20 protein-coding genes and 1 CRISPR repeat array are annotated in these 21,404 nt (G+C 39.4%); of the genes, 15 read left to right on the top strand and 5 right to left on the bottom strand.

The window, feature by feature from the left end; translation table 11 throughout:
* Nucleotides 1-6: 6 nt before the first annotated feature.
* The 5 genes from E3K36_09475 to E3K36_09455 all read right to left on the bottom strand — a co-directional run bounded on the left by E3K36_09475 (nt 7) and on the right by E3K36_09455 (nt 6,447).
* A complete protein-coding gene (locus E3K36_09475; protein ID MCF6155467.1) occupies nt 7-2,676 on the bottom strand; it encodes a fructose-bisphosphatase class II in 2,670 nt (889 codons plus the stop codon).
* Between the two features lie 495 nt (nt 2,677-3,171).
* Nucleotides 3,172-3,828: a glycosyltransferase gene (locus E3K36_09470; protein MCF6155466.1), complete on the bottom strand. Its 657-nt coding sequence runs from the start codon at nt 3,826-3,828 to the stop codon at nt 3,172-3,174.
* A 36-nt stretch (nt 3,829-3,864) separates the two neighbouring features.
* Entirely contained in the window at nt 3,865-5,082 is a 1,218-nt protein-coding gene (locus E3K36_09465; GenBank protein MCF6155465.1) for a tyrosine--tRNA ligase, read from the bottom strand.
* 197 nt (nt 5,083-5,279) lie between these two features.
* Nucleotides 5,280-6,134, bottom strand: a complete 855-nt coding sequence (locus E3K36_09460; protein ID MCF6155464.1) for a CPBP family intramembrane metalloprotease — start codon at nt 6,132-6,134, stop codon at nt 5,280-5,282.
* Nucleotides 6,049-6,447: a YjbQ family protein gene (locus E3K36_09455; protein ID MCF6155463.1), complete on the bottom strand. Its 399-nt coding sequence runs from the start codon at nt 6,445-6,447 to the stop codon at nt 6,049-6,051. The genes E3K36_09460 and E3K36_09455 overlap by 86 nt, the downstream gene beginning before the upstream one ends.
* Before the next feature lie 318 nt (nt 6,448-6,765).
* Between E3K36_09455 and E3K36_09450 the strand changes: the two genes are divergently transcribed.
* The 15 genes from E3K36_09450 (at nt 6,766) to E3K36_09380 (ending at nt 21,181) form a co-directional block, all read left to right on the top strand.
* A complete protein-coding gene (locus tag E3K36_09450) occupies nt 6,766-7,848 on the top strand; it encodes a CRISPR system precrRNA processing endoribonuclease RAMP protein Cas6 (protein ID MCF6155462.1) in 1,083 nt (360 codons plus the stop codon).
* Nucleotides 7,849-8,173: 325 nt separating this feature from the next.
* Complete coding sequence (locus tag E3K36_09445; GenBank protein MCF6155461.1) at nt 8,174-8,677, top strand: hypothetical protein; 504 nt, start codon at nt 8,174-8,176, stop codon at nt 8,675-8,677.
* A gap of 436 nt (nt 8,678-9,113) precedes the next feature.
* On the top strand, nt 9,114-9,425 hold the full coding sequence (locus E3K36_09440; GenBank protein MCF6155460.1) for a nucleotidyltransferase domain-containing protein: 312 nt from the start codon (nt 9,114-9,116) through the stop codon (nt 9,423-9,425).
* A 120-nt stretch (nt 9,426-9,545) separates the two neighbouring features.
* Nucleotides 9,546-11,963 (top strand): type III-A CRISPR-associated protein Cas10/Csm1, encoded by a 2,418-nt coding sequence (gene cas10 / locus E3K36_09435; GenBank protein ID MCF6155459.1) that lies wholly within the window; start codon nt 9,546-9,548, stop codon nt 11,961-11,963.
* Complete coding sequence (gene csm2, locus E3K36_09430; GenBank protein MCF6155458.1) at nt 11,963-12,412, top strand: type III-A CRISPR-associated protein Csm2; 450 nt, start codon at nt 11,963-11,965, stop codon at nt 12,410-12,412. Before cas10 ends, csm2 begins: the two co-directional genes overlap by 1 nt.
* On the top strand, nt 12,399-13,283 hold the full coding sequence (csm3, locus tag E3K36_09425; GenBank protein ID MCF6155457.1) for a type III-A CRISPR-associated RAMP protein Csm3: 885 nt from the start codon (nt 12,399-12,401) through the stop codon (nt 13,281-13,283). Before csm2 ends, csm3 begins: the two co-directional genes overlap by 14 nt.
* Nucleotides 13,280-14,335, top strand: a complete 1,056-nt coding sequence (gene csm4 / locus E3K36_09420) for a type III-A CRISPR-associated RAMP protein Csm4 (GenBank protein ID MCF6155456.1) — start codon at nt 13,280-13,282, stop codon at nt 14,333-14,335. Before csm3 ends, csm4 begins: the two co-directional genes overlap by 4 nt.
* The gene (gene csm5 / locus E3K36_09415) at nt 14,332-15,684 is read left to right on the top strand and encodes a type III-A CRISPR-associated RAMP protein Csm5 (protein ID MCF6155455.1); all 1,353 of its coding nucleotides are present in this window, start codon (nt 14,332-14,334) and stop codon (nt 15,682-15,684) included. The genes csm4 and csm5 overlap by 4 nt, the downstream gene beginning before the upstream one ends.
* A complete protein-coding gene (locus E3K36_09410; protein MCF6155454.1) occupies nt 15,681-16,574 on the top strand; it encodes a hypothetical protein in 894 nt (297 codons plus the stop codon). The genes csm5 and E3K36_09410 overlap by 4 nt, the downstream gene beginning before the upstream one ends.
* A 10-nt stretch (nt 16,575-16,584) precedes the next feature.
* A complete protein-coding gene (locus tag E3K36_09405; GenBank protein ID MCF6155453.1) occupies nt 16,585-16,827 on the top strand; it encodes a hypothetical protein in 243 nt (80 codons plus the stop codon).
* Nucleotides 16,828-16,829: 2 nt separating this feature from the next.
* On the top strand, nt 16,830-17,765 hold the full coding sequence (locus E3K36_09400; protein ID MCF6155452.1) for an RNA-directed DNA polymerase: 936 nt from the start codon (nt 16,830-16,832) through the stop codon (nt 17,763-17,765).
* Nucleotides 17,766-17,912: 147 nt separating this feature from the next.
* Nucleotides 17,913-18,317, top strand: coding sequence for an endonuclease domain-containing protein (locus tag E3K36_09395; protein ID MCF6155451.1), 405 nt, complete (start codon nt 17,913-17,915; stop codon nt 18,315-18,317).
* Between the two features lie 89 nt (nt 18,318-18,406).
* Nucleotides 18,407-19,456 carry a CRISPR-associated endonuclease Cas1 gene (cas1, locus tag E3K36_09390; protein ID MCF6155450.1) on the top strand — a complete coding sequence of 350 codons (1,050 nt, stop codon included), beginning with the start codon at nt 18,407-18,409 and terminating at the stop codon, nt 19,454-19,456.
* A gap of 1 nt (nt 19,457) precedes the next feature.
* A complete protein-coding gene (cas2, locus tag E3K36_09385; GenBank protein ID MCF6155449.1) occupies nt 19,458-19,733 on the top strand; it encodes a CRISPR-associated endonuclease Cas2 in 276 nt (91 codons plus the stop codon).
* A 208-nt stretch (nt 19,734-19,941) separates the two neighbouring features.
* Nucleotides 19,942-20,581: a CRISPR direct-repeat array (repeat unit 37 nt; unit sequence GTGTGAATCATTGACCTGATGAATAAGGGATTGAGAC).
* A 195-nt stretch (nt 20,582-20,776) separates the two neighbouring features.
* On the top strand, nt 20,777-21,181 hold the full coding sequence (locus E3K36_09380; protein MCF6155448.1) for a four helix bundle protein: 405 nt from the start codon (nt 20,777-20,779) through the stop codon (nt 21,179-21,181).
* Nucleotides 21,182-21,404: the final 223 nt, after the last annotated feature.

The raw sequence follows: 21,404 nt of genomic DNA, 5'->3' as shown, positions 1-21,404 counted from the left end.
ATAAATTTACATGACAGAAGGCCAAAGGCCGTCAGTTACCTGTAACAATTCTCTTTTCAAACATTCTACCCTCTCCTTAGCCTGTTCTATTCGGACCGAAACCAACCCGCGTATATAACCAAATAATTTTATTGATTGCTGCTCATCTATAATACGTGTGTAGGCATCTATTGCCTTTTTGTAATACTCTCCCTTCTCATTCTCATAGAGCATGGCTAATTCTTCGTAAAGATTGCCAATACGATACTGAGTATTAACCGGTGTTATTCCCTTGAACTTCTCTACGACCTCATGAAATTTTGTGAGTGCCTTTTCATAATATATTTTTGTACCCTCGTCATCACCGACATCATACAGTGCAAGACCTACATAATGATATGCTTCTGCCATTGCATACGAATGCTCTTGCGCCTCTTTCCTGTATCCATCCTTAAGTTCCTCCAGCATATTTTTATATCTTTTTTCCATTACCTCAACAAGGCTGATACTCAGCGGGATATCGGCATCCTCCAGTTCGTTTTGGCTTTCTACAATTACATGTGGGAGCAGTAATTTTGAAAAGCTCTCCAAATTCAATCCTTTTACACGATAGAGTTCACTTACAGAATGGAATCTTTTGTGCGCCCTCTTATAATTGAGAATACTATCTATTTCATCTTCCATCATACCAAATTCTCTCTTTAAAAAGAGGGAAAGTTCCTCATCGCTTGTGGTATTTAATTTCTTATGTAATCTTAATAATTTGATGAGAATGGCCAATTTGTAAGAAGGCTTTATCCCATGTAATACAGTTCTCCTGAAGAAGATAAGCCACGGTTCTCTGCACGAAAATTTTAAAAACCCCTCGTTGCTATAAAAAACTTCCAATGCGATTCCAAGTTTGTATTTTTCCAGATCTTTCGATTCGTTGTAATTGAGTTCCTTATATATTTTGTCAATCAGATGAAAATACTCTTCCAGCATATCTCTCATCTGAATAGAATTTACCTTACGGTAGAGATTCAATTGGGGGCTGTATTGTAATGCCTCTTTATAACAGGCAAGGGCATCCTCATAGTGCCGGTCATGATAATGCTTGTCACCGAGGTATTCGAAAAATCTTTTAATCATGAGCTTGGATTTTAGCCATAAATCGTCTTTCCGTCCTAAAAGGCATACCTTTTTAAAATGTTCTATTAAAGTTCCTGGTGTTTGAACATGCTTGTTGACAAGGACATCTAATCCCTCAATATAATCGTACAAAGCATCACACTTCTGCAGGAAATCCTCATTTGCGTCTTCGCATGTCCGTGCTTTTCGTATGCATTCTTTTGCGTTTTGAAACATACCGAACTCTGCATACGCTTTTCCCCATTGGATGAGCAAATCTCCATCCATCCTGGCATGAGCTTCTGCCGGCTCTTTATATTGCATGATGCATTCACTGATTGCTGTTGTATAGATGACGGGGACAATTTCAAGGTTATTACCGGCAATACGAACTATATGTACCGTTACTTCTCCCGTTTCAGGTTCTAATTCTACTCCGGGAACTTCTTTCCCATCCGGGAACCTTATCCATGGGGTTTTTTTGATGACACTGGCTGTAAAAACCATATCCATGCCCCTGGCCAAATCCCTTGAAGTCCAGACGGTATCCCATGGCTTCTCTCCTTCTTTTTCTGTGCCGGGTCTTACAATTTTAAAATTCCGTAAGATATCTATTTCGTTTTTCTTGAAGAGATTCCAATTATGTAATTTCCCCAATAACTTTTCATCCTGTGCTATATCAGCAGGTAATATTTTTAAGCTCATTTCGCCGCCTAATTTTTCAACGATAATTGCACTTAATATTGCTTCGGGAACTCCACCTACACCGGTGATCAGGTCAATGTCGTTTCTCGTGACTGCAAGGGTAGGAGTAAGGTCATCATCCGTAACGAGAATTAATTGGGCGCCGAGCTCTTTTACTGTTTTAATGAGTTTCTCATGCCTGGGCCTGTCCAGGATAACAATTTTCATCTCCTTGATTTCATCATGAATACTTTGAGGAGAGATCTCTTTACCGTTGGCTTTTAATGAGCGTTCTGCCATAAGCCTGAGATTCTTTGTAATACTATGGATCACATTAACGCCAGCGCCTTTATACTTATTTCCAACAATCGTTTTGACCCCATACATATCGGGAGAATTGAATAATGCACCTCTTTCACTGTACCCAACGGCAAAAATCGCCCCTCCCTTACTTTCCTGATTGATGATACACCGGTCATTTTCAAATGCACTTGGCACAATATCTGCCTCGTTTGTATTACCTGTTACAGTACCGAATTTTTCCCCTATGTATAACATGGGCATATATTTCCGTTCACCTTCTGCATTTACCACGTAGGCATTCCACCAGTTGAAACTGTTGTAGATGTGCCTGAGCCGCCAGACGACCATATCTCGTATACGGAAGATATTAAAATTTTCGCCATTTGTGCTGAAATACCGCAAAGACCTGGCAGCAACAACCCCAACAGGATGTCTCAATTCGTTTCTGTTTGCCAATTGAAGGCCTTCTCCAGAAATCTTTAAGTTGTATTCTTCAGGAATATATGCCCCGGTAATAAAAGGGTCATCCATCCTTTTGGAATCAAAACTTGCATCCTTTATAAATGTAGTAGTGTTTTTAATTGTTTTATATTCGTTCATTTTATATTCCAGAACCAGCCTGAATCTTGTCAGAACCAACCATGGTAAAAGTCTGACAAGGCCAGAGAACAGGTTCCGATTTATTCACGAATACATTTACAGCTTTCCCTCTTTAGTTAACCTGTCTTAGAGTTATGATCACGATTAATTCTTTATGCAGACGTCAGCCTCATCCTTTCATAAGTAGCAGAACGAATCTCCTGTTATGCCGGAAAGAATAGTGAGAAGTATGCTAAAGCATTTTTGGGAAAAAGCTCTTTTCAAAAAGATCGCAACATGGTTGTTATCAATAGCAGTTTCTTAACAGAGAAACTACACTTAAAAAAGTTTAGCACATATAGTAGTGGAATTCAAGTTTCATAGAATTTGTGTGGATACCGGAAAGAAGATGTAAAATTATCTATACTGAGCCTAATAAAGATACACACTTTTGCGCAGAAAACCCTCTGTGTCATCGTCCCTTCTGTTATAGACAATCTCATCAAAGACGCATTACTATTTTTGACTTGCACATGTCAGGATATCTGGTGCACATCGATATAAGTCTTCCCTTGTGTCAATATCTGTTAAGGTCTTTAAAATGTTATAAGATAAATTATTCTTATTTATTTTTTTCATCGTTTGGTCAAAGACACGATCTGTGCTCCAGTCAATATCTTTAAACAAATCAAGCACTAAGCTTGACATACCTAACAGGTAATAACCACCATCCCTGCACGGTCCGATAACAATGTCTTTTTTCTTCAATACTTCAAAGGCATCTTCAATCAATGAGGCATCTGTTCCAGGACAGTCTGTTCCAATAATTATGGCGTTTTTGTAATGTTTTTCTTGTAATATTTGTTGAAAGGCATTGAGCATTCTTTCGCCCAGATCTTTGCCTTCCTGGGGTATGTGGTGTGTGTCAACTCCCTGATCGCTGTTGAGGAGGGGTCTTAGCCAATCCTTGATTTCATTTACTTTATCAGCAGGTGTGAAAAGGATGTGGATATTAAACGTCCTTGAATTTTTTGAGATAATGTTTTTGATAACACCTTCTGCCAGAGATTTGTAGATTGCGCATGCCTTTTCATCCCCCAGTGCCTTTGCCAGGCGGGTCTTTACTTTTCCGGGTTCGGGATATTTGAGGAACACGATTAAAGCATTGTTCATTTGTGAGCGATCGGCTTCTCAATTAACCGCTGAATGCTAATTAGTTATTACTATCCGTGCAAACCTGCGCTTTCCTACCTTAAGGATCATATCAGGTTTTATCTCGATGTTTAAGGTGGGGCAATTAACGATTTCGCCATTCACACTTACTCCGCCCTGTTGAACCAATCGTCGTGCCTCACTGCTGGTAGCAGCAAAGCCACACAGGACGATAAGTTTGGCAATCCATATCTTGCCATCCGTTAGTTCATTCTCTGATATTTCGACTTCAAGGATTTTATCCGGGAGTTCACGTTCTTTAAAGACACGATCAAACTCTGCCGCGGCTGCCTCTGCATCTTTACTATCATGATAACGCCGGACAATTGCCTTGGCTAAAGCTACTTTAGCCGCGCGTGGATGGGTATGGACATCAAGGAGTTGGTTGATCTCACCGGTACTCAGGTCTGTTGCAAGTTCAAAGTACTTGCGCATCAGATTGTCCGGGATAGACATCGCCTTACCAAACATTTCTCCGGGAGATTCGGTTACGCCGATATAATTTCCCAGACTCTTGCTCATCTTTTTATTTCCATCGATTCCTTCAAGGAGGGGTGTGGTCAGGGCAACCTGTGGTTCTACACCGGCATCCCTTTGCAGGTCCCTTCCCACGAGCAGGCTGAATAACTGGTCTGTGCCGCCCAATTCTACGTCACTTTTTACCATAATGGAATCGTAGCCCTGCATGAGGGGGTAGATGAACTCATGGACACTAATGGGAATGCCGGCATGGTAACGCCTGGTAAAATCGTCACGTTCCATCATTCTGGCTACGGTCATCTTTGCAGCGAGTTGGATGACCTCATGGAAGGTCATTTTCTTAAACCACTCACTGTTATAAATCACCTCCGTCTTCTTCATATCAAGGATCCTGCCTGCCTGTGAAAGATAGGTCTTGGCATTTTCCAATACCTTTTCGTAGGTAATCATAGGACGCGTCTTATTAACCCCCGAAGGATCTCCTACCGTTGCTGTATAGTCCCCAATGATGAGTATAGCTGTATGGCCGAGCGACTGGAATGCGCGCAATTTGTGGATGGGTATAGCATTCCCGATATGGATATCCGGGGCTGTGGGATCGAGCCCCAATTTTACCCGGAGTGGTTTATTTTCTTTTACTGACCTTTTTAGTTTCTTTATCAGCTCTTCTTTCGTAACGATATCTACCGTTCCACGCGTGATAATTTCTAATTGTTCATCTGCATCTCTAAACATAGTGCCTCCAGGGGTTCATGTATCATACTAATTCACCACGGATACACAAGGAACACCACCGAATTGATGCTGGTAAGTGAAGAGCTGAAAGTTCAGTAACAGTTCAGAATTTAAAGAGATAGCTTACAGCTTGCAACTCCAGCGTATATTTTCTGTGATATTCTGCGTCTCTGTGGGGAACTGTTACCATTTCCCAGTCAGAATACCGGAACCTTTCCCTTTAAAAAATATTTAAAATACAGTAAAAAAACAAGGGTTAATGAATTGTGTAAGACATGCACGACGATAGATGCAATAAGAGTTTGTGTCTTTTCATATAAATAACCCAGGAGCATTCCCAGAATAAATATCTGGAAAAAGGCAAAGATATCCATGTGCACGGCTGCAAAAAGTGATGCACTTACTACAACGGCATATCGTCTGCCGAAGGAATTTTTCAATGCCGGTTGCAGAAATCCACGAAACATGATCTCCTCGATAACCGGGGCAATAATAATCCCGAAAAATATCAAACTGACCAGGATGAAGAGTGACTTTTCTTCCAGCACCCATCGAACAACATCTTGCATTTCCGGATTTTGCCCGTAATAGCTGGAGATCAGGTTGATAATGAAACCCGCAAGCATGATGAGAGGTAACGTAATGAGATATCGTTTAATACCCTGTTTTATATTGGAAAATAAATTTGTGACAGACAGTCCCAGGGCGGCAATTGATTGATGATATTGAATGCAGACAATGTACAATACGTAGGCACAGATCGATAGATTAACAAAAAGTGAAATGAAGAGAATCAGGCTCCGCGGTGTAATGTTGTTCAGAACGTTATAACCAAATAATGCGTTGATGAACCGTACGATAACTGGCATCCCGACAAGCATAAGGAGCATGTAGGCCAGGAAAACCTTTATGGCGTCTTTTAGATTCCAGGGGCAATTGAGTGCGGCTCTGTGTTTAATTTGGGTGCTATTCACGCTTAATAATTTGTACAAAAACTTCTCTGCGTCGGGGTCCATCAAATTCGCAGAAATAAATACCCTGCCATGTCCCAAGGGCCAATTTCCCGCCTGAAATGGGTATAGATACGGAAGAGCCTACCAGCGATGCTTTGATATGGGCCGCGGCATTCCCTTCCATATGAGTATAATGCCCATTCCATGGTACCAGCCTGTTGAGTTCATTTACTATATCTTTTCGGACGGAAGGGTCGGCGTTTTCATTAATCGTAACGGCGGCTGTTGTATGGGGCACAAATACATAGCATATCCCTTCCTTAATCTCTCTTTTTTCCAGGATTCCATTCACTTCCTGTGTGATATCGATAAACTCTGCATGGGACTGTGTCGTTACATGAAGTTTGTCCATGGTAGCGGGTAAAGCTAATAGTATAAATTGTAATCACATAAAAATCGTAATAGTTCACCACAGAAGGCGCAGAGAACGCTGAGAAAACAAATACATAGGGCATTCTGTTGTTTTTACCTGTATTGATACTCTTGCAAATTTTCATATTTTACCAGTAATAGTGAGGTATTCAAGGAAATTTGTTTCTTCATGAAATAAACCATTATCAATTATATTTTCTCATTGATTTTCTCATAGGATATACAATATATTGGGGTTAAGCAGATCTTTAAAAACACCGGTTTCGCTGGAATTAATCTAATTTTTATTAGGTTTTCTATGCTCAATACATTCCGACTGGCAAAGTTCAGATTTACCGTCTGCGCCAAAGAGCACATACGCTTTCCTACCTATAAAGGCGCTGCCTTTCGTGGCGGTTTTGGATATGCCTTTAAACGTGTTGTCTGTGTGATAAAAGGCAAGGGATGTGATGAGTGTCTCCTGAAACAAAAGTGCATTTATTCGTACATCTTTGAGACCCCTCCTCCACAAGATACCGAGATACTTCGGCTTTATCCAAAAGTACCCCACCCCTTTGTTATTGAACCGCCTTCAGACAAGAAACAATCCTTCGCACCAGGCGAAGCATTCACCTTTCACCTGATCCTCATAGGTCAAGCCATCGATTACCTGCCCTATTTTATCTATACCTTTACCGAACTGGGAAAACAGGGGGTCGGACAGGGCAGGGGTAAATACGACCTGCTAAAGGTGGAAGGCATCGGTTTAGAAAACGAGTCTGTTCAGATTTACAACAGTAAAGACCAAACACTCACAAACCATTATCCCATCATACAAGCCCGCCAATTTGTCCAGGAAAATATGGAAAACCGCTCTATGGCAAAATGCAATAAAACTTTCTCATCATTGCAAGGTAAAAACAGCGCAGTTTCCTCCCCTTACGAAGGGGAGGATAAAGGCGGGGTCAAAAACTTGCCTCAACAGGGTAGTTCTCATGGAAATAACCATAACAACAAAATAACCATTTCGCTATTAACCCCGCTACGCCTGCGTTTTGATGGCCATATAACCGACAAAATCGAATTCCATGTCCTTATCAGAAACCTCTTGCGTCGTATCTCCTCTTTATCTTATTTCCATTGTGGCGAAAAGCTGGAACTAGATTTTAAAGGTCTTATTGAAAAAGCAAAGACAGTAAGGCAGACAGCATCGGACATTCAGTGGTTTGACTGGAAGCGCTATTCCACACGGCAGGAAGAATGGATGTCGCTGGGTGGTGTTACGGGTACCGTTTCATATGAGGGCGATTTGAATGAATTTATACCCTTGCTAAAGTTAGGAGAGTATGTGCATGTGGGGAAAGGGACATCCTTTGGGTTGGGGAAGTATGAGATTTTATAGAACTTATAACCACCCCTCTTTCCCCTCCTTCGCAAGGAGGGGACTTCGTCGTGAGTCTTCGGCGTGAGCTCAGACGAACGCTCAGTCGAACGATGAAGGGGAGGTCTTCCATTAGACTATTACCATGCCATATTGGTTATGGACTCGAAAATCGCTTAAATAAAATAAAAATTCCTATACAATAAACTTATTTTTACCACAGAGACACGGAGGCAATAATTCAAATGCCCAAAGGGCAGAAAGTATGTAGCCAGGGGCGAAGCACCTGGACAGAGAAATAATAGAGAATCAACCCCAAAGGGGTGAAAGAAAAAAGGAGTTTGATTTGATCAAATTTGAAAGTCTATTTTCAGCATTAAATAAAGCTAAGGTTCGCTATCTGGTTGCCGGAGGTATTGCTGTCAATCTCTACGGCATCGAAAGGGCTACGGCTGATATCGATCTCGTTGTCGATTTGGAAGAAAATAACATCAATAGATTTGTTGCAGTTATGAAAGAGCTGAATTTTAAACCAAAAATTCCGGTAAATCTCGATGACTTTATTAAAAGGGAAAATAGGGAAAGCTGGATAAAAGATAAAGGGATGATGGTTTTTAGTTTATTCGATCCAAAAAATCCGTTCTTTCTCCTTGATATTTTTGTTGAATTACCATTCGATTTCAAAAAGGTATATGAAGCAAGAGAGGAGATGAAGGCAGGCAGGATAATCATTCCTGTAATATCCCTGAAATATCTCATCGAGATGAAGGAAAAGTCAGGCAGACCGCAGGATATTGCAGATGTATTTTATCTGAAACAGATTAAAGAGGAATGGAAGTATGAAAAATAAACCACCCTTGCTTTATTACAAATCCAAAGAAGATATAGAAGCATACAGACAAAAGCCTGTGCGGGAAAAGCTTCTGTGGCTTGAGGCACAGATGGAGTTTTTCCACAAGGCGATGTCGGAAAAGGCAAAAAGGATAAGGGAAAGGCTTTTTTCATGAGACGTGTCCGTAATTCCCTTTTAACAAGATTCGTCGTGAGCACCCAGTTGAACGAGAGGCAAGGAAGTATATTTCCCTCTGAAAAGAGGGGCGCAGGGGTGTGTTTCAAGGACACCGAGTACGGTCACGAACAACGAACACATAATGAAGAAAAAAATGGGTGAAAAACAGAGGAAAAGCGTTCAATACTGGCTAGAATCTTCAGTATGGGTAGGGTGGATTAAGCGAAGCGAATCCACCATTTAGAAAAATGTGGAAGGTGGATTCGGCGCAAAAAGACTGCGCCTTAATCCCCCCAATAATGGAAGGTTGCAAACCACCTTTTTGAAAAAGGGGATCAAAATAAGAGAGGCAATTCTCTTTGGCTCTTTTGTAAAGGGTACGGCTAAGGAATGGAGCGATATTGACGTTGTGCTGGTTTCACCAGATTTTACCGGAGATCGATTTGAAGACCGGAGAAGGATTGTGCCACTGAGACGAAAGATTGATAGTCGTATAGAACCACTCCCTTTCAGACCCGAAGATTTTTACGATGGAGGGATGCTGGCGGAGGAGATAAAGAGGACGGGAATAAAGCTTAAATTATCGTGAGATGTGTCCGTAATTTCCTTCAAACAAGACTTGTCATGAGCTTGTCGAATAAGGGGCGCAGGGGTGTGTTTCAACGGATACGGTACACGGTCACGATAAGCGATAATACTGGAGGAAAAAATGGACGAAAAAAAGAAAAGGGAATATCAGACGGTAGTGCTTGCAGGACTGCTCCATGATATTGGGAAGTTTTATCAAAGAGGATTAGACAAAGAAGAAAGAAAAGCTAGAGATCATGCCTCTCTTGGACTAAAATGTTACCAAAAGTATTTTGCTAAAAAGATACGAATTCTATTTGGAGAGGAAGAAAAAGAGAAAATAGCGTTTGCAATAAACACACATCATGACCATGCTGAATTTATTACCTTGGCAGATGCCTTATCTGCTGGTATGGAAAGAATTAGTCTTGATGCAGAAGAAACTGGAGACCCATCTAAAGAACGACTTTGGTCAGTTTTTGGAAAAATATCTCTTTACAATAATGGGATGGAAATAAATGAATATTCCCACCACCTGAAACCTCTATCCCTAAAAAAGGATGATTTATTTCCTTGTAAGCTCCCTGAACAAAATCTTGAAGATGAATATAAAAAATTGTGGGAAGACTTTGCTTTGGAAGTCAAAAATATCCTAGCATTTAACACACATTCCTATTTAAACACTCTTTATTCACTTCTCCAAAAATATACATGGTGCATACCGAGTGAAGCTTACAAAAGTGAGTCGGACATTTCTCTATTTGACCATCTTAAAACAACCTCTGCAATAGCAGGATGTTTATTTGTTAAAAAGTTAAGTGGTGAGAAAGATGGGAATGAATTTTTGCTTCTTAGTGGTGATATTTCAGGCATCCAGAAATTTATTTACAAAATAACAAGCACTCAAGGTATTGGTGGTATTTCTAAGAGGTTAAGAGGGCGTTCATTTTATTTAGTATTACTGCAAGAAGTAATGGCTACTTACATCCTTAATAAATTATTTCTGGCAACGCCTCATCTCCTCTTTTGCGGTGGTGGCAGATTTGAAATGCTGATACCTAATACAGATAAAATTCAACATGATATTGGTAAAATATTAACCCAGATAAATACATGGCTGTTGAAAGAATACAACGGTGAATTAGGACTCGTGCTGGTTTCAGTAAGTGCCGACCGTAATGACCTCAAGGACTATTCTAATCTCTTAAAGACTCTAGATGACAAGTTATCATTGGTTAAGAAAAGGAAGAGTAAAGAGTTTTTGGGTGAGAATTGGTTTTGGTTGGAAGATAGAAAACCAGAGGAAGAGATTAGAGTTTGCAGGTCTTGCAATACAACACTTGTAAAAAAAGGGGAAAATGATGAGGTATGTATATTATGCAAAAAACACCATGAAATAGGGAGCAAGTTGCCCAAAACTTGCTATTTAGCCTTTCTCTCAAGACCCAATAACTCGATGAAGGGTGTTGACATAGAGTTTGGTGAGTTTGGAAATGTTTATCTTTTATCAGCAAATGAATATACTGACAAATACAATGAACTTCCAGATGTTTTAACTATTCAAATGATGAATGAGACTATTGGCAATTTCAGATTCATTGGTAATGCCGCCCCTATAGCAAAGGAGGATTTTGAGCAAGAAACAGAAGAAGAGGAAGATGGCAAAAAGCAGGCACTAAAGGATAGGGTTTTAACCTTTGAGACTATAGCAGATATGAGCATAGGCGATAAGAGGATTGGCATCCTTAAGATGGATGTGGATTACCTTGGACTTATATTTGCCATTGGACTTCCTGAAGGACAAAAATCTATATCCCGAATTGCTGCCTTAAGCAGGGGGATGGATTGGTTTTTTGGTGGATACCTGAATAATATTTGTAAAAAAGTTTTTGAAGAATGGAAAAAGGATGCCCATAAGGCTGGTTGGGGAGAAAAAGCCGATAAGATAGAAAACATCTTTTATATTGTATATTCTGGTGGAGATGACCTCATGATTGTTGGTCCGTGGAGTGAGATGCCAGTTCTTGCAAAGAAGATTCGTGACGAATTTAAAGTATATACCTGTAATAATGTTGATATAAATATCTCTGCCGGTATATTTTTTTGCAAACCCAAGTATCCTATAAGCTTGGCGGTAGAGGCTGCTGGTGATGCACTTGAATCGTCAAAGGATAAAGGGAGAAGGCGAATAACTATTTTTGGAGAAACAGTTGAGTGGATGGATGGAGAATCTATTGGTTTTGATAATCTTCTCGATTGCGGAGAAATGTTTTTTGAGGCAATTACCGCTGTTGAAAAAGAAGATCGTTTGCCTAGGGGTTTTATTCATGGACTTTTAAGGAAACATAAACAGTATGAATCAGGGGATGACCTCAATTATATTCCAGCATTAATTTATCAAATGGAAAGGAATATTAAAAAGGATGCAAAAATAACGAGTGGAGAAATAAAATTGAAAGAATATCTCAAAGAGAAATTACTAACGGTTGGCAACGGATATTTTAGAAAAATTAGAATACCAGCAAGCTATGCCTTGTTGAAATCAAGAAAGGGGGATTAATGATGATTTCTTTTAATTCAATGGGAGATGTAAAAAAGCATCTTGAAAGCCTTAAAACACTTTCCGTGCTAGAACCTGAGGATTATGCTCTTGAAGGGAAAATTGCTGATATTATAGCTGGAGAAAGGGGGGAAATGAAATTTACCCAGATAAGGAAGTTTTTTGGACATATAAAAAAGATAGAAACAGTAGAACTAAAAGGTAGAGAAAATAATGATCCGGTTGACCCCAGAGGGTTTTATCCACTTATGCCCGAACTTGCTTATAGTTACGGAAGGGGCTTAATAACAAGAGACTTTTATGAAGTTATGAAGATATGTTTGTCTAGTAACAAGATTAAGACAGTTGTGGATTTTAAAAGATTTGTAAACTTGTTAACGGCAGTCATTGCATATCATAAGAAAAGAGAAATGGATAAAAAGGGAGGAGTATCTCATGTCAAACAATAGTTACAAATTTTCTGGCAAATATATCATCAAGGGAGATATGCGTTGTATTACTGGATTACATATTGGTGGAACGGATGAGGGATTTGATATAGGGGGGATGGAAAACCCAGTAATTAAAGACCCTATTACAGGTTATCCCTATATACCAGGCTCGTCACTAAAAGGGAAGATAAGAAGTTTGCTTGAGTGGACCACAAAAAGAGCAAACAATTTAACCTGTACTGAATACCAAATTGATGAATTTGAAACAAAGAGAAAAGCATTGATAGATAAAATCTCGGGTGAAAACAATCCTGTAAAAAAGAATAAATTACAAGAAGAGCTTGATCGAATGTCCCCTTCCATAAAGCCATGTGACTGTGGTACGTGTGATGTCTGTATCGTATTTGGCTGTTCGGCAGCATCGGCAGTTAAAGAACCAACGCGCCTTACTGTGCGTGATAGTTTTCCTAAAAAAGATACTGTTGAGAGGTGGGAAATCAACTTCGGCGAAAAAATTTACACGGAAATAAAAACTGAAAATACTATCAACAGACTGACGTCTGAAGCAAATCCGAGACCGATGGAAAGGGTTACAGCCGATTCAGTATTTGAAGTTGAGATGCTTTTTGATATTTATAAAGAGGAGGATGAACAGAAAATTAAAAAGGTCTTTGAAGGGATGATGCTCCTTGAGGACAGTGCCCTTGGCGGAAGTGGAAGCAGAGGTTCTGGGAAGGTAGTTTTTGAAAAGATAAAAATTTATAAAAGAGAAATGGCTTATTATATCCAAGGCAAAGATGAGACTGTGGTTAACCAGAGCGGTAACGAAACGCCAAGAGATATTCATATAAATTTTAATACTATTTTCCCAATAAAGGCGCAGAAATGAAAATTTATCAAATAAAACTTACTCCTTCTTCCTCTTTTTCTAGCCTTCCTTCGTCAGATACCCTATTTGGTGCGATCTGCTGGGGAATAAGAAGGATATACCAAGATAGCTCAGATAAAAACTCATTGGTGGATATACTGCATGAATTCCAGTTAAATCCAAAATTCGTTATCTCGTCCACGTTTCCATACATTGAAGAAGCAAACACGGCAATACCTTTTTATCCAAGGCCAATCTTAGAATGCATTTCTGCCTCAAATATTAACAAGATGGCGCAGACAAAGAAAGAGATAGTGTGTATTATCTCCCGTTATAAGGAATTCAAGAAGGCAGAGTATGTATCGGCCTCTTTATTTATGAAAATATTGAACGGTACTTCTGAAGGTGAATTGTTTAAGATTTTTTATAATGGAGGTATTAAACTTACTGGCAAATTACTTATGGATGATGAAGAATATAAGACTATTTTTGAAAAGTTAAACCCAGGATCAAAAAGTATGGCTGTACAGAAAAATTCCACAGATCGATTGACTATGTCCACCGGTGGAGAAGGACAAACCTTTTATCAGCAAGAATATTTTACAAGTCCTGCATTTAAACTACACTTTTTAATGAAAACTAATGAGATAGATTTCTTTAGGCCAGTTTTCCGTTATCTCAAAGACAAGGGTATTGGCGGTAATCGCTCTGTTGGGAAGGGAAGGTTTAAGATAGATATTTTGAACGAAGTGTCCATAGGAGATGACAACTCACGCAAATTTTTCACCCTTTCCAGGTATATTCCTGATGTAAAACAGATAAATCTAGAGAGTCCAGCCATGTTTTATGAAATATTCCCGTATCGCTCAAAGGTTGATTCAGAGGCAGAATTCAAAGGTAAAGATGTATGGAAGTCTAAGGTCATGTATCTGAAAGAAGGCTCATGTTTTGAAGCTAACGAAAAAAGAGAATTTTACGGAAGAATTCCTGTTGTAAAAGAAATAAACAGACAGAAGATTTATCAGAACGGACTTGCCTTTCCTGTCTTTGGCAATATAGGAGGTTCAAGATGAAACTTCAAATTAAAACCTTATCTCCAATACATATTGGGAATGGAGAGAAGTATAACGGGCTGTCATACGTTGAAGATATTTTCTCAACTCCAAAGAGAGTATTTGTTATGAACTTTGATCGAATAAAAACGATATTAAACCAGAAAGACTTGCAATCTTTTATGGATTGGGTTGTATCAGAGAAGTATCCAAGTTGGTTTAAATTTTGTAAGTCTGAACTCAACAAGCCTCAACTTTTAAACGAATTCAAAAAAGTTGCCATATATACCCTCAACAACTATTCCGCCGAAAGAAATCTGCGTGATATTGATTGCTTTATCAAGCAAAACAATAGACCTTATATTCCTGGTACAGAAATAAAAGGGGCAATAAGGACGGCAATAGCATATCATTTATTAGGCAGCAATGAAAATTATGTATGGTTAAAAAAACAGTTGTTGGAACTTCAAAATAAATTTAGAAATACATTTTTGATTCTTTCGTCTTGTGGTAGAAAGGGTAATAGTTACTTATCAATATCGGAACTTAAACAAATTCAAAAAGAGGAATTAAAAAGACTATTCGGTGAAAAGAGACTGAATGAGATAACAAAGAAAATCCGGCATGAAGAATATCCAAAAATAAGAATAAATGACATTAAAAATATTTTTATAAAAGAAGTGGGCAAAATTGAAGAGAACTTGCAAAACAAGCTTTTCAGGGTAAATAACAACAGTGATGCAAAGTATGATCTTCTGAAAGTTTTTCAAGTAGGAGACAGCGAGTTAAAAGACCCTTTTCAATGTTTATTTGTTTCGAGTATGAAGGTAGAAAATACCAAAAAACGAGACACACAAGGTAATTTAACAGATATCATTCTTTTCCAGGAACTCTGTACACAAGATCAAATCTTTACGTGTCAGTTCTCTCAATTGGAGAACAACAGAACAAATAGAACTGTTCTTGATAAACTCGGTTTTACTCCTGAACAAAAGTGGGTGGTTTCAGATATAGAAAATGTATTTCAGTGTTGTTACCAATTTACAGATAGGCTTTTAAGAGAGGAAATAGACTATTTTACAAATCTCAATAAGCCACAAATAATTACTATGCTTCATAGTATCAAGCATCAGAATACCCCAACCAGCCCTGCTATCCGCATAGGGAAAAACGAAGGTTATTTTAGTATTACGATGGGACTGTTAGTCAAAGACAAAGATAAAACCCTTTATGATAATATCCTATGCCATGCCACGAAAAATACTAGTTACACAGGTAATTTCCCAAAGACAAGGCGGGTTGTTAACCTATTAAACAACAAACAGGACACGCTAGGATGGGTGAAATTAATAGTGGAGAATGAAAAATGACAGCACTAAAGATTTTAGGAATCGACAGAATTACTCCTAAGATTATTATTACCGGTATTGGTACTCTTGCCTGGTTAGGCATAGCGACTAATGGTCTATACGAATTTTGGAAACTGCTATTGACTGTTTTTGCGGAAAGACCTCTTGTCCTCAATTGGTTGAACATATTCATTAATCTGTTTCCGTTTTTTTCTTTTTGTGCATGGATAAGTTATATATATCTAAAATTCAAACCAATTTTAAATCAGCGTTCTATGGACGAGACTACTTCGCAGGTTGTGAATCAACATAGGGGAATGGTTTTGTCCTTGAGTAAACCACAGAAACCACCTGAAGAAATAAATAAAATAATTTTAGCCACAAAACAACCTGATATAAGCCTGCTATATAAAGAACAGAGTATTGGCCAACTGTTTAAGGGATTATATCACCATAAAGATGTTCTTCAATATGTATGGCCATTAGCAACTAAAGATAGTATGCCTTACAGGGAATGTATTAAAGAATTTCTCAATAAATTCATGCCTAATGCAAAGATTTATGATCGAGATGGACACAAGAATATTTGCCACTTAACTGAAAGTGGCGAACTTGAATTGATTGAACAAGTAAAATCTTTACTCTCTAAAATTTATTCAAAAGAAAATCTGAACCATATAAGCTTAAAAAGCACCGATATTATTGTGGACATTTCAGGTGGAACCAAATCAATTACTATTGGATTGATTTTCGGTGCACTAGATTCCTCTATAGATATTCAATATGTAGAACAGCAAAGTGGAAAATACAACGTTATTCCGCTTGCTATAAAACCAGGAATCATATTAGATAAAATGGGTGAATATTTGTTAGAGCTTTACTCAAAGATACATATAGCAAAGGTTGGTTGATTCAATATCGATGGTTAAAGAAATAGACTTGAGCACATTTTTCTCTGAAACCGCCAAGCTTTCAAACTTGTCAAATTATATTAAAAAAGTCGTTGACCTGGCTGGCGAAGGCAATGAAATAGTTTTAACGGGCAAAGCCCCTGTGTGGCTTTATCTGGCTGTTGCCCATGCGCTACATGGCAAGGCGAAGAAACTGACATATCGGTCTCCTGTAACCGGAGACGTGTTGATATTTGACCACAATCCATTTTGAGCATGAACAACTTCGCTATTAACCTTACATCCCGGTATTCCGCCTTTCAGGCTGTTAAGGAGAATCACGGTTGTGCGGGGGTGGATGGAGTTACTATTGAACAATATGAGGGCAATCTGGATATAAACCTCAGAATCATGCAAAGGGAACTGGCTGAGCAAACGTACTCACCCCTCCCGCTGCTGAAGATCCTGGTTGACAAGGGGAATGGTGAGGCTAGGGCACTGTGCATTCCGACGGTGAGAGACAGGGTTGTCCAGGCAGCCGTTTTACAAGCCATTGAGCCTATTCTTGAACGGGAATTCGAGGATTGCAGTTTTGCTTATCGGAAAGGTCGTTCAGTGAAACAGGCTGTTTATAGGATTAAGGAATATTATGATCATGGTTATCATTGGATAGTGGATGCCGACATAGACGCCTTTTTTGACAGCGTGGATCATGACCTTCTGCTGGCAAAATTCAAAAAATATGTCTCTATTCCCTATATCCAAAAACTTATAGAACTCTGGCTGAAGGCCGAAATCTGGGATGGTGAATCATTAACTGTATTAGAAAAAGGTATTCCGCAGGGTTCACCCATTTCTCCCATCCTGGCCAACTTGTTTCTGGACGAATTGGATGAGGCATTGTTAAAGAAAGGATATAGATTAATCAGGTATTCTGATGACTTTGTCATTCTTTGCAAAAAACCAGAAGAGGCAAAGAATGCACTTCAATTATCAAAACAGGCCCTTGGAAAACTTCTTTTAAAGCTGGATGAAGAACAAATACTTAACTTTGAAGACGGATTCAAATTCCTCGGCGTTACCTTCGTGCGAAGCATGATTATGGTACCTTTTGATCGCCCAAAGAAGGAGAAAAAAGTCCTGTTTTATCCTGGTCCATTAAACTTAGATGATTATTTCAAGAAGCGAAGTAATAGCCCATCCTCATCCTAACCCTCAAATGGTTATGCATACTCACATTTTTATATGAGGCTGTAAAAGTTCCCCTCCATACGAAGGAGGGTGAAGGCATAAAAATTAATTTTACCACCCCTCAATCCCCTCCTTCGCAAGGAGGGGACAAAGGGGAGGTTGTTAAATATGACAGAAATGTTTAACAAAAAAGAACATACAAAGAAAAGGCAGTATTTACGAAAGAAGATGACAAAAGCGGAAATATTACTTTGGTCAAAATTAAAAGGCAAACAAATTAACGGTTTAAAATTCAGAAGGCAATATGGGATTAATAATTATACGGTCGATTTTTATTGCCCGGAACGCAGATTGGCAATCGAAGTTGATGGTGGGGTTCATTACTATGAACCTCGGATTGTTTCTGATGGGCAAAGACAAAAAGAGATAGAGGCTCTGGGAATTAAGGTGTTACGATATACAAATAATGACATAGTCAAAAATATAAAAGGTGTCTTACACGATATTATTACAAAAACCACCCCTCAATCCCCTCCTTTGCAAGGAGGGGACAAAGGGGAGGTAAAGAAATAATTTGCTTCCGATTTCCTCTTTCGCAAGGAGGGGCAATGTTCATTCATTTGCGTTTTTAGCAAATGTAAAGATGAAAGATGTAGGCAAGGATAAGATCAGAGGAAAGAAGTACTGCACTACTCCAAAGAAAGGTTTTGATTGTGGCTAACCTTTATCTGACCGAACAGAACTCTGTTTTACGCAAGAGCGGTGACCGGCTTATTGTCCAGAAGGATGATAACATTCTTCTTGAAGTGCAGTGTCACAAAATAGATGCCGTGCTTATCTTCGGGAACGTCCAGTTTACCACTCAGGCCGTGCATGAACTCTTTGAACATGGCATAGAGATGGCCATTCTCACACGAACGGGCAAACTCATAGGCCAGATAACCTCTCCTACACCCAAAAACATTACCCTGCGTCTCCAACAGTTCAAGAAATATTGGGATAATGACTTCAGGCTCATGCTCTCAAAGGCAATTGTGGCTGGGAAGATCATGAATTGCTATAATGTTGTCCGCCTGTTTTCGTATAATCATCCTAAGCTTCACCTTGAAACGGAGATTGCCGCTCTTGAAACAAAGCTTGAAGATGTGGAATCGGCTACCTATATCAATCAGTTGTTTGGCATGGAAGGGAATGCGGCGAAGGTTTATTTTGATGCCTTTGGCAGAATGATCCTGGGTGAATTCAGTTTTCCGGGAAGAAAGAAGCATCCGTCCACCGATCCCGTCAATGCCCTCCTTTCCCTGAGCTATACTATGATTTTTAGTGAACTATCATCGCTCCTCGATGGACTGGGTTTTGATCCATACCTTGCTTACTATCATAGTATTGACTATGGGCGGGCATCCCTCGCTTCTGACCTCATGGAGGAATTTCGAGCCCCAGTAGCCGACCGGCTTACGCTCAATCTCGTAAACAACAGGGTTTTCGGACAGGAGGACTTTTACTCAAACCCCAATGAAGGAGTATATCTCAGGCGTGAGGCATTGAAGCGTTATTTTGTGGAATACGAGGGCATGCTCAATCGCGAGTTTATTCGACAAGAAACCAAAGAAAATACCACGTTTCGAAAGTGTTTTCGTTTTCAGGCGGAAAAACTGGCTGCCAGTATTCAGAATAATGAACGATATATCCCTTTTCTGCAGGAGGTATGATATGCTGTATCTCGTCTCTTATGACATACCTGACACCGGAAGGAGAACGAAACTGGCAAAGGTGCTTAAGGATTTTGGAGACAGGGTGCAATATAGCGTCTTTGAATGTATATTGGATAGCAGTCTCCTGAACAAAATGGTGACCAGAATTAAGAAAATTGTCTTGCAGGAGGACGACAGTGTGAGAATATATACCATCTGTGCAAATTGTGAAAGGGTTATTCACGTTATCGGGCAGGGGAAAGTAACCAGAGTGGAGGATGTCTACATCGTGTAAGGTACTGCAATGGGTTAACGAAACTCGAAAACGTTGCAAAAAGAGGGGGTGGTTACAGAAAAAACTGTAAATAATGTGTTTGTGGATAATTATAATAAATTTTTGTCCAAATTTAAAGGAGGTGATAGAAAAAGATGGTGCTCAAAAAAGGAGGTTACAGAAAATGGCCTTGTAAGTATTTGTGTTTATTATGGTTGAAAGGGGTACCGTGTGAATCATTGACCTGATGAATAAGGGATTGAGACGCCCGTACTAGACCGCCACCTTGATAATGCTGCTCCCTCCCGTGTGAATCATTGACCTGATGAATAAGGGATTGAGACGCGTCTCGCTGTCTGCCTGGAGTGCCCTCAATTCGCTTTCGTGTGAATCATTGACCTGATGAATAAGGGATTGAGACTTTTTCAGTATCAACCGCGAACTGAAGTGGAGTGCCTTGGCGTGTGAATCATTGACCTGATGAATAAGGGATTGAGACCGCAACCGATTGCGCAACCGATACAGTACGAAAAAATCATAAAGTGTGAATCATTGACCTGATGAATAAGGGATTGAGACGCGAGCGATATAAAGCCGCAAAGACCTCAATTGCTGAGTGTGAATCATTGACCTGATGAATAAGGGATTGAGACTTCGTAGGCGGTGTCCATGATACCTGGACTTTCTGTGTGAATCATTGACCTGATGAATAAGGGATTGAGACTTCGTAGGCGGTGTCCATGATACCTGGACTTTCTGTGTGAATCATTGACCTGATGAATAAGGGATTGAGACACATTAAATAAATGAGGGACATCATTCCCATCCTCATGTGTGAATCATTGACCTGATGAATAAGGGATTGAGACGGCCCGTTGGAGTGAGAGATAAAGGGATGAGTGAAAGATAGGAAGAATGAAAAATGGTAGTGCGTGCTGAATGATTTTTTCTCACTTTTCACTTTATCTTTATCTCCGTCAGGGCCGACCTGATGAATAAGGGATTGAGACGGCCCGCTTAAGGCGGAGTGAAAGAGAAAGGGCAGAGTGAAAGGGAAAAGGAAGGTGAAAAGAAAAGATAAAATAAGGAGAAAGGAAGGGATCAATATGAATGATTTCAGAGATTTAGTAGTATGGCAAAAAGCAATGAGTTTATTTGAGGATGTTGTTAAGGATGCTGAAAAGTTTCCAAATACCGAAGTTGCCAGGATAATATCAAATCAAGTCTTAAGGAGCGTTTCTTCTGTGAGTGCAAATATAGCAGAAGGTTATGGAAGGCGAAAAGGTAAGGAGTATGAGCATTATTTATATGTATCCAGAGGATCTGCCAATGAAAGTATAGATTGGTATGAGAAATTAAAGAGACTTAACTATATATCGGTAGATACCTTTGCTCAGAGAGAGGCAATCTGTGAGGAAATACGAGCTATGTTGACCAAGAAGATAAATAAAATAGAGAATAAAGAATGAATATATATTATGTATAGTTACCTCATCACTTTTCACTTTATCTTTATCTCCGTCAGGGCCGACCTGATGAATAAGGGATGTGGAAGGACGTGAGACGTGATAATCATATAGAAGGCTCCTTCACAATTCGATGCCAAATTGTATCATAAGGGCATCGTGAAATAAACGGTGAAAACGGTAAGAAAGGAGGAGCAGATATGAGTTATTTTGTGGGAATAGATTT

It is taken from the genome of Candidatus Brocadia sp. (genome assembly GCA_021646415.1).
Taxonomy (GTDB): domain Bacteria; phylum Planctomycetota; class Brocadiia; order Brocadiales; family Brocadiaceae; genus Brocadia.
Note: the sequence above shows the minus strand (reverse complement) of the source record. Positions and strands in the feature narration are given on the sequence as shown.

Excerpts from the sequence above, each read along its gene's own strand:
- E3K36_09475 (MCF6155467.1), bottom strand. The coding sequence starts at position 2,676 with ATGAACGAATATAAAACAATTAAAAACACTACTACATTTATAAAGGAT.
- E3K36_09470 (MCF6155466.1), bottom strand. The coding sequence starts at position 3,828 with ATGAACAATGCTTTAATCGTGTTCCTCAAATATCCCGAACCCGGAAAA.
- E3K36_09465 (MCF6155465.1), bottom strand. The coding sequence starts at position 5,082 with ATGTTTAGAGATGCAGATGAACAATTAGAAATTATCACGCGTGGAACG.
- E3K36_09455 (MCF6155463.1), bottom strand. The coding sequence starts at position 6,447 with ATGGACAAACTTCATGTAACGACACAGTCCCATGCAGAGTTTATCGAT.
- E3K36_09450 (MCF6155462.1), top strand. The coding sequence starts at position 6,766 with ATGCTCAATACATTCCGACTGGCAAAGTTCAGATTTACCGTCTGCGCC.
- cas10 (MCF6155459.1), top strand. The coding sequence starts at position 9,546 with ATGGACGAAAAAAAGAAAAGGGAATATCAGACGGTAGTGCTTGCAGGA.
- csm2 (MCF6155458.1), top strand. The coding sequence starts at position 11,963 with ATGATGATTTCTTTTAATTCAATGGGAGATGTAAAAAAGCATCTTGAA.
- csm3 (MCF6155457.1), top strand. The coding sequence starts at position 12,399 with ATGTCAAACAATAGTTACAAATTTTCTGGCAAATATATCATCAAGGGA.
- csm4 (MCF6155456.1), top strand. The coding sequence starts at position 13,280 with ATGAAAATTTATCAAATAAAACTTACTCCTTCTTCCTCTTTTTCTAGC.
- csm5 (MCF6155455.1), top strand. The coding sequence starts at position 14,332 with ATGAAACTTCAAATTAAAACCTTATCTCCAATACATATTGGGAATGGA.
- E3K36_09410 (MCF6155454.1), top strand. The coding sequence starts at position 15,681 with ATGACAGCACTAAAGATTTTAGGAATCGACAGAATTACTCCTAAGATT.
- E3K36_09405 (MCF6155453.1), top strand. The coding sequence starts at position 16,585 with ATGGTTAAAGAAATAGACTTGAGCACATTTTTCTCTGAAACCGCCAAG.
- E3K36_09400 (MCF6155452.1), top strand. The coding sequence starts at position 16,830 with ATGAACAACTTCGCTATTAACCTTACATCCCGGTATTCCGCCTTTCAG.
- E3K36_09395 (MCF6155451.1), top strand. The coding sequence starts at position 17,913 with ATGACAGAAATGTTTAACAAAAAAGAACATACAAAGAAAAGGCAGTAT.
- cas2 (MCF6155449.1), top strand. The coding sequence starts at position 19,458 with ATGCTGTATCTCGTCTCTTATGACATACCTGACACCGGAAGGAGAACG.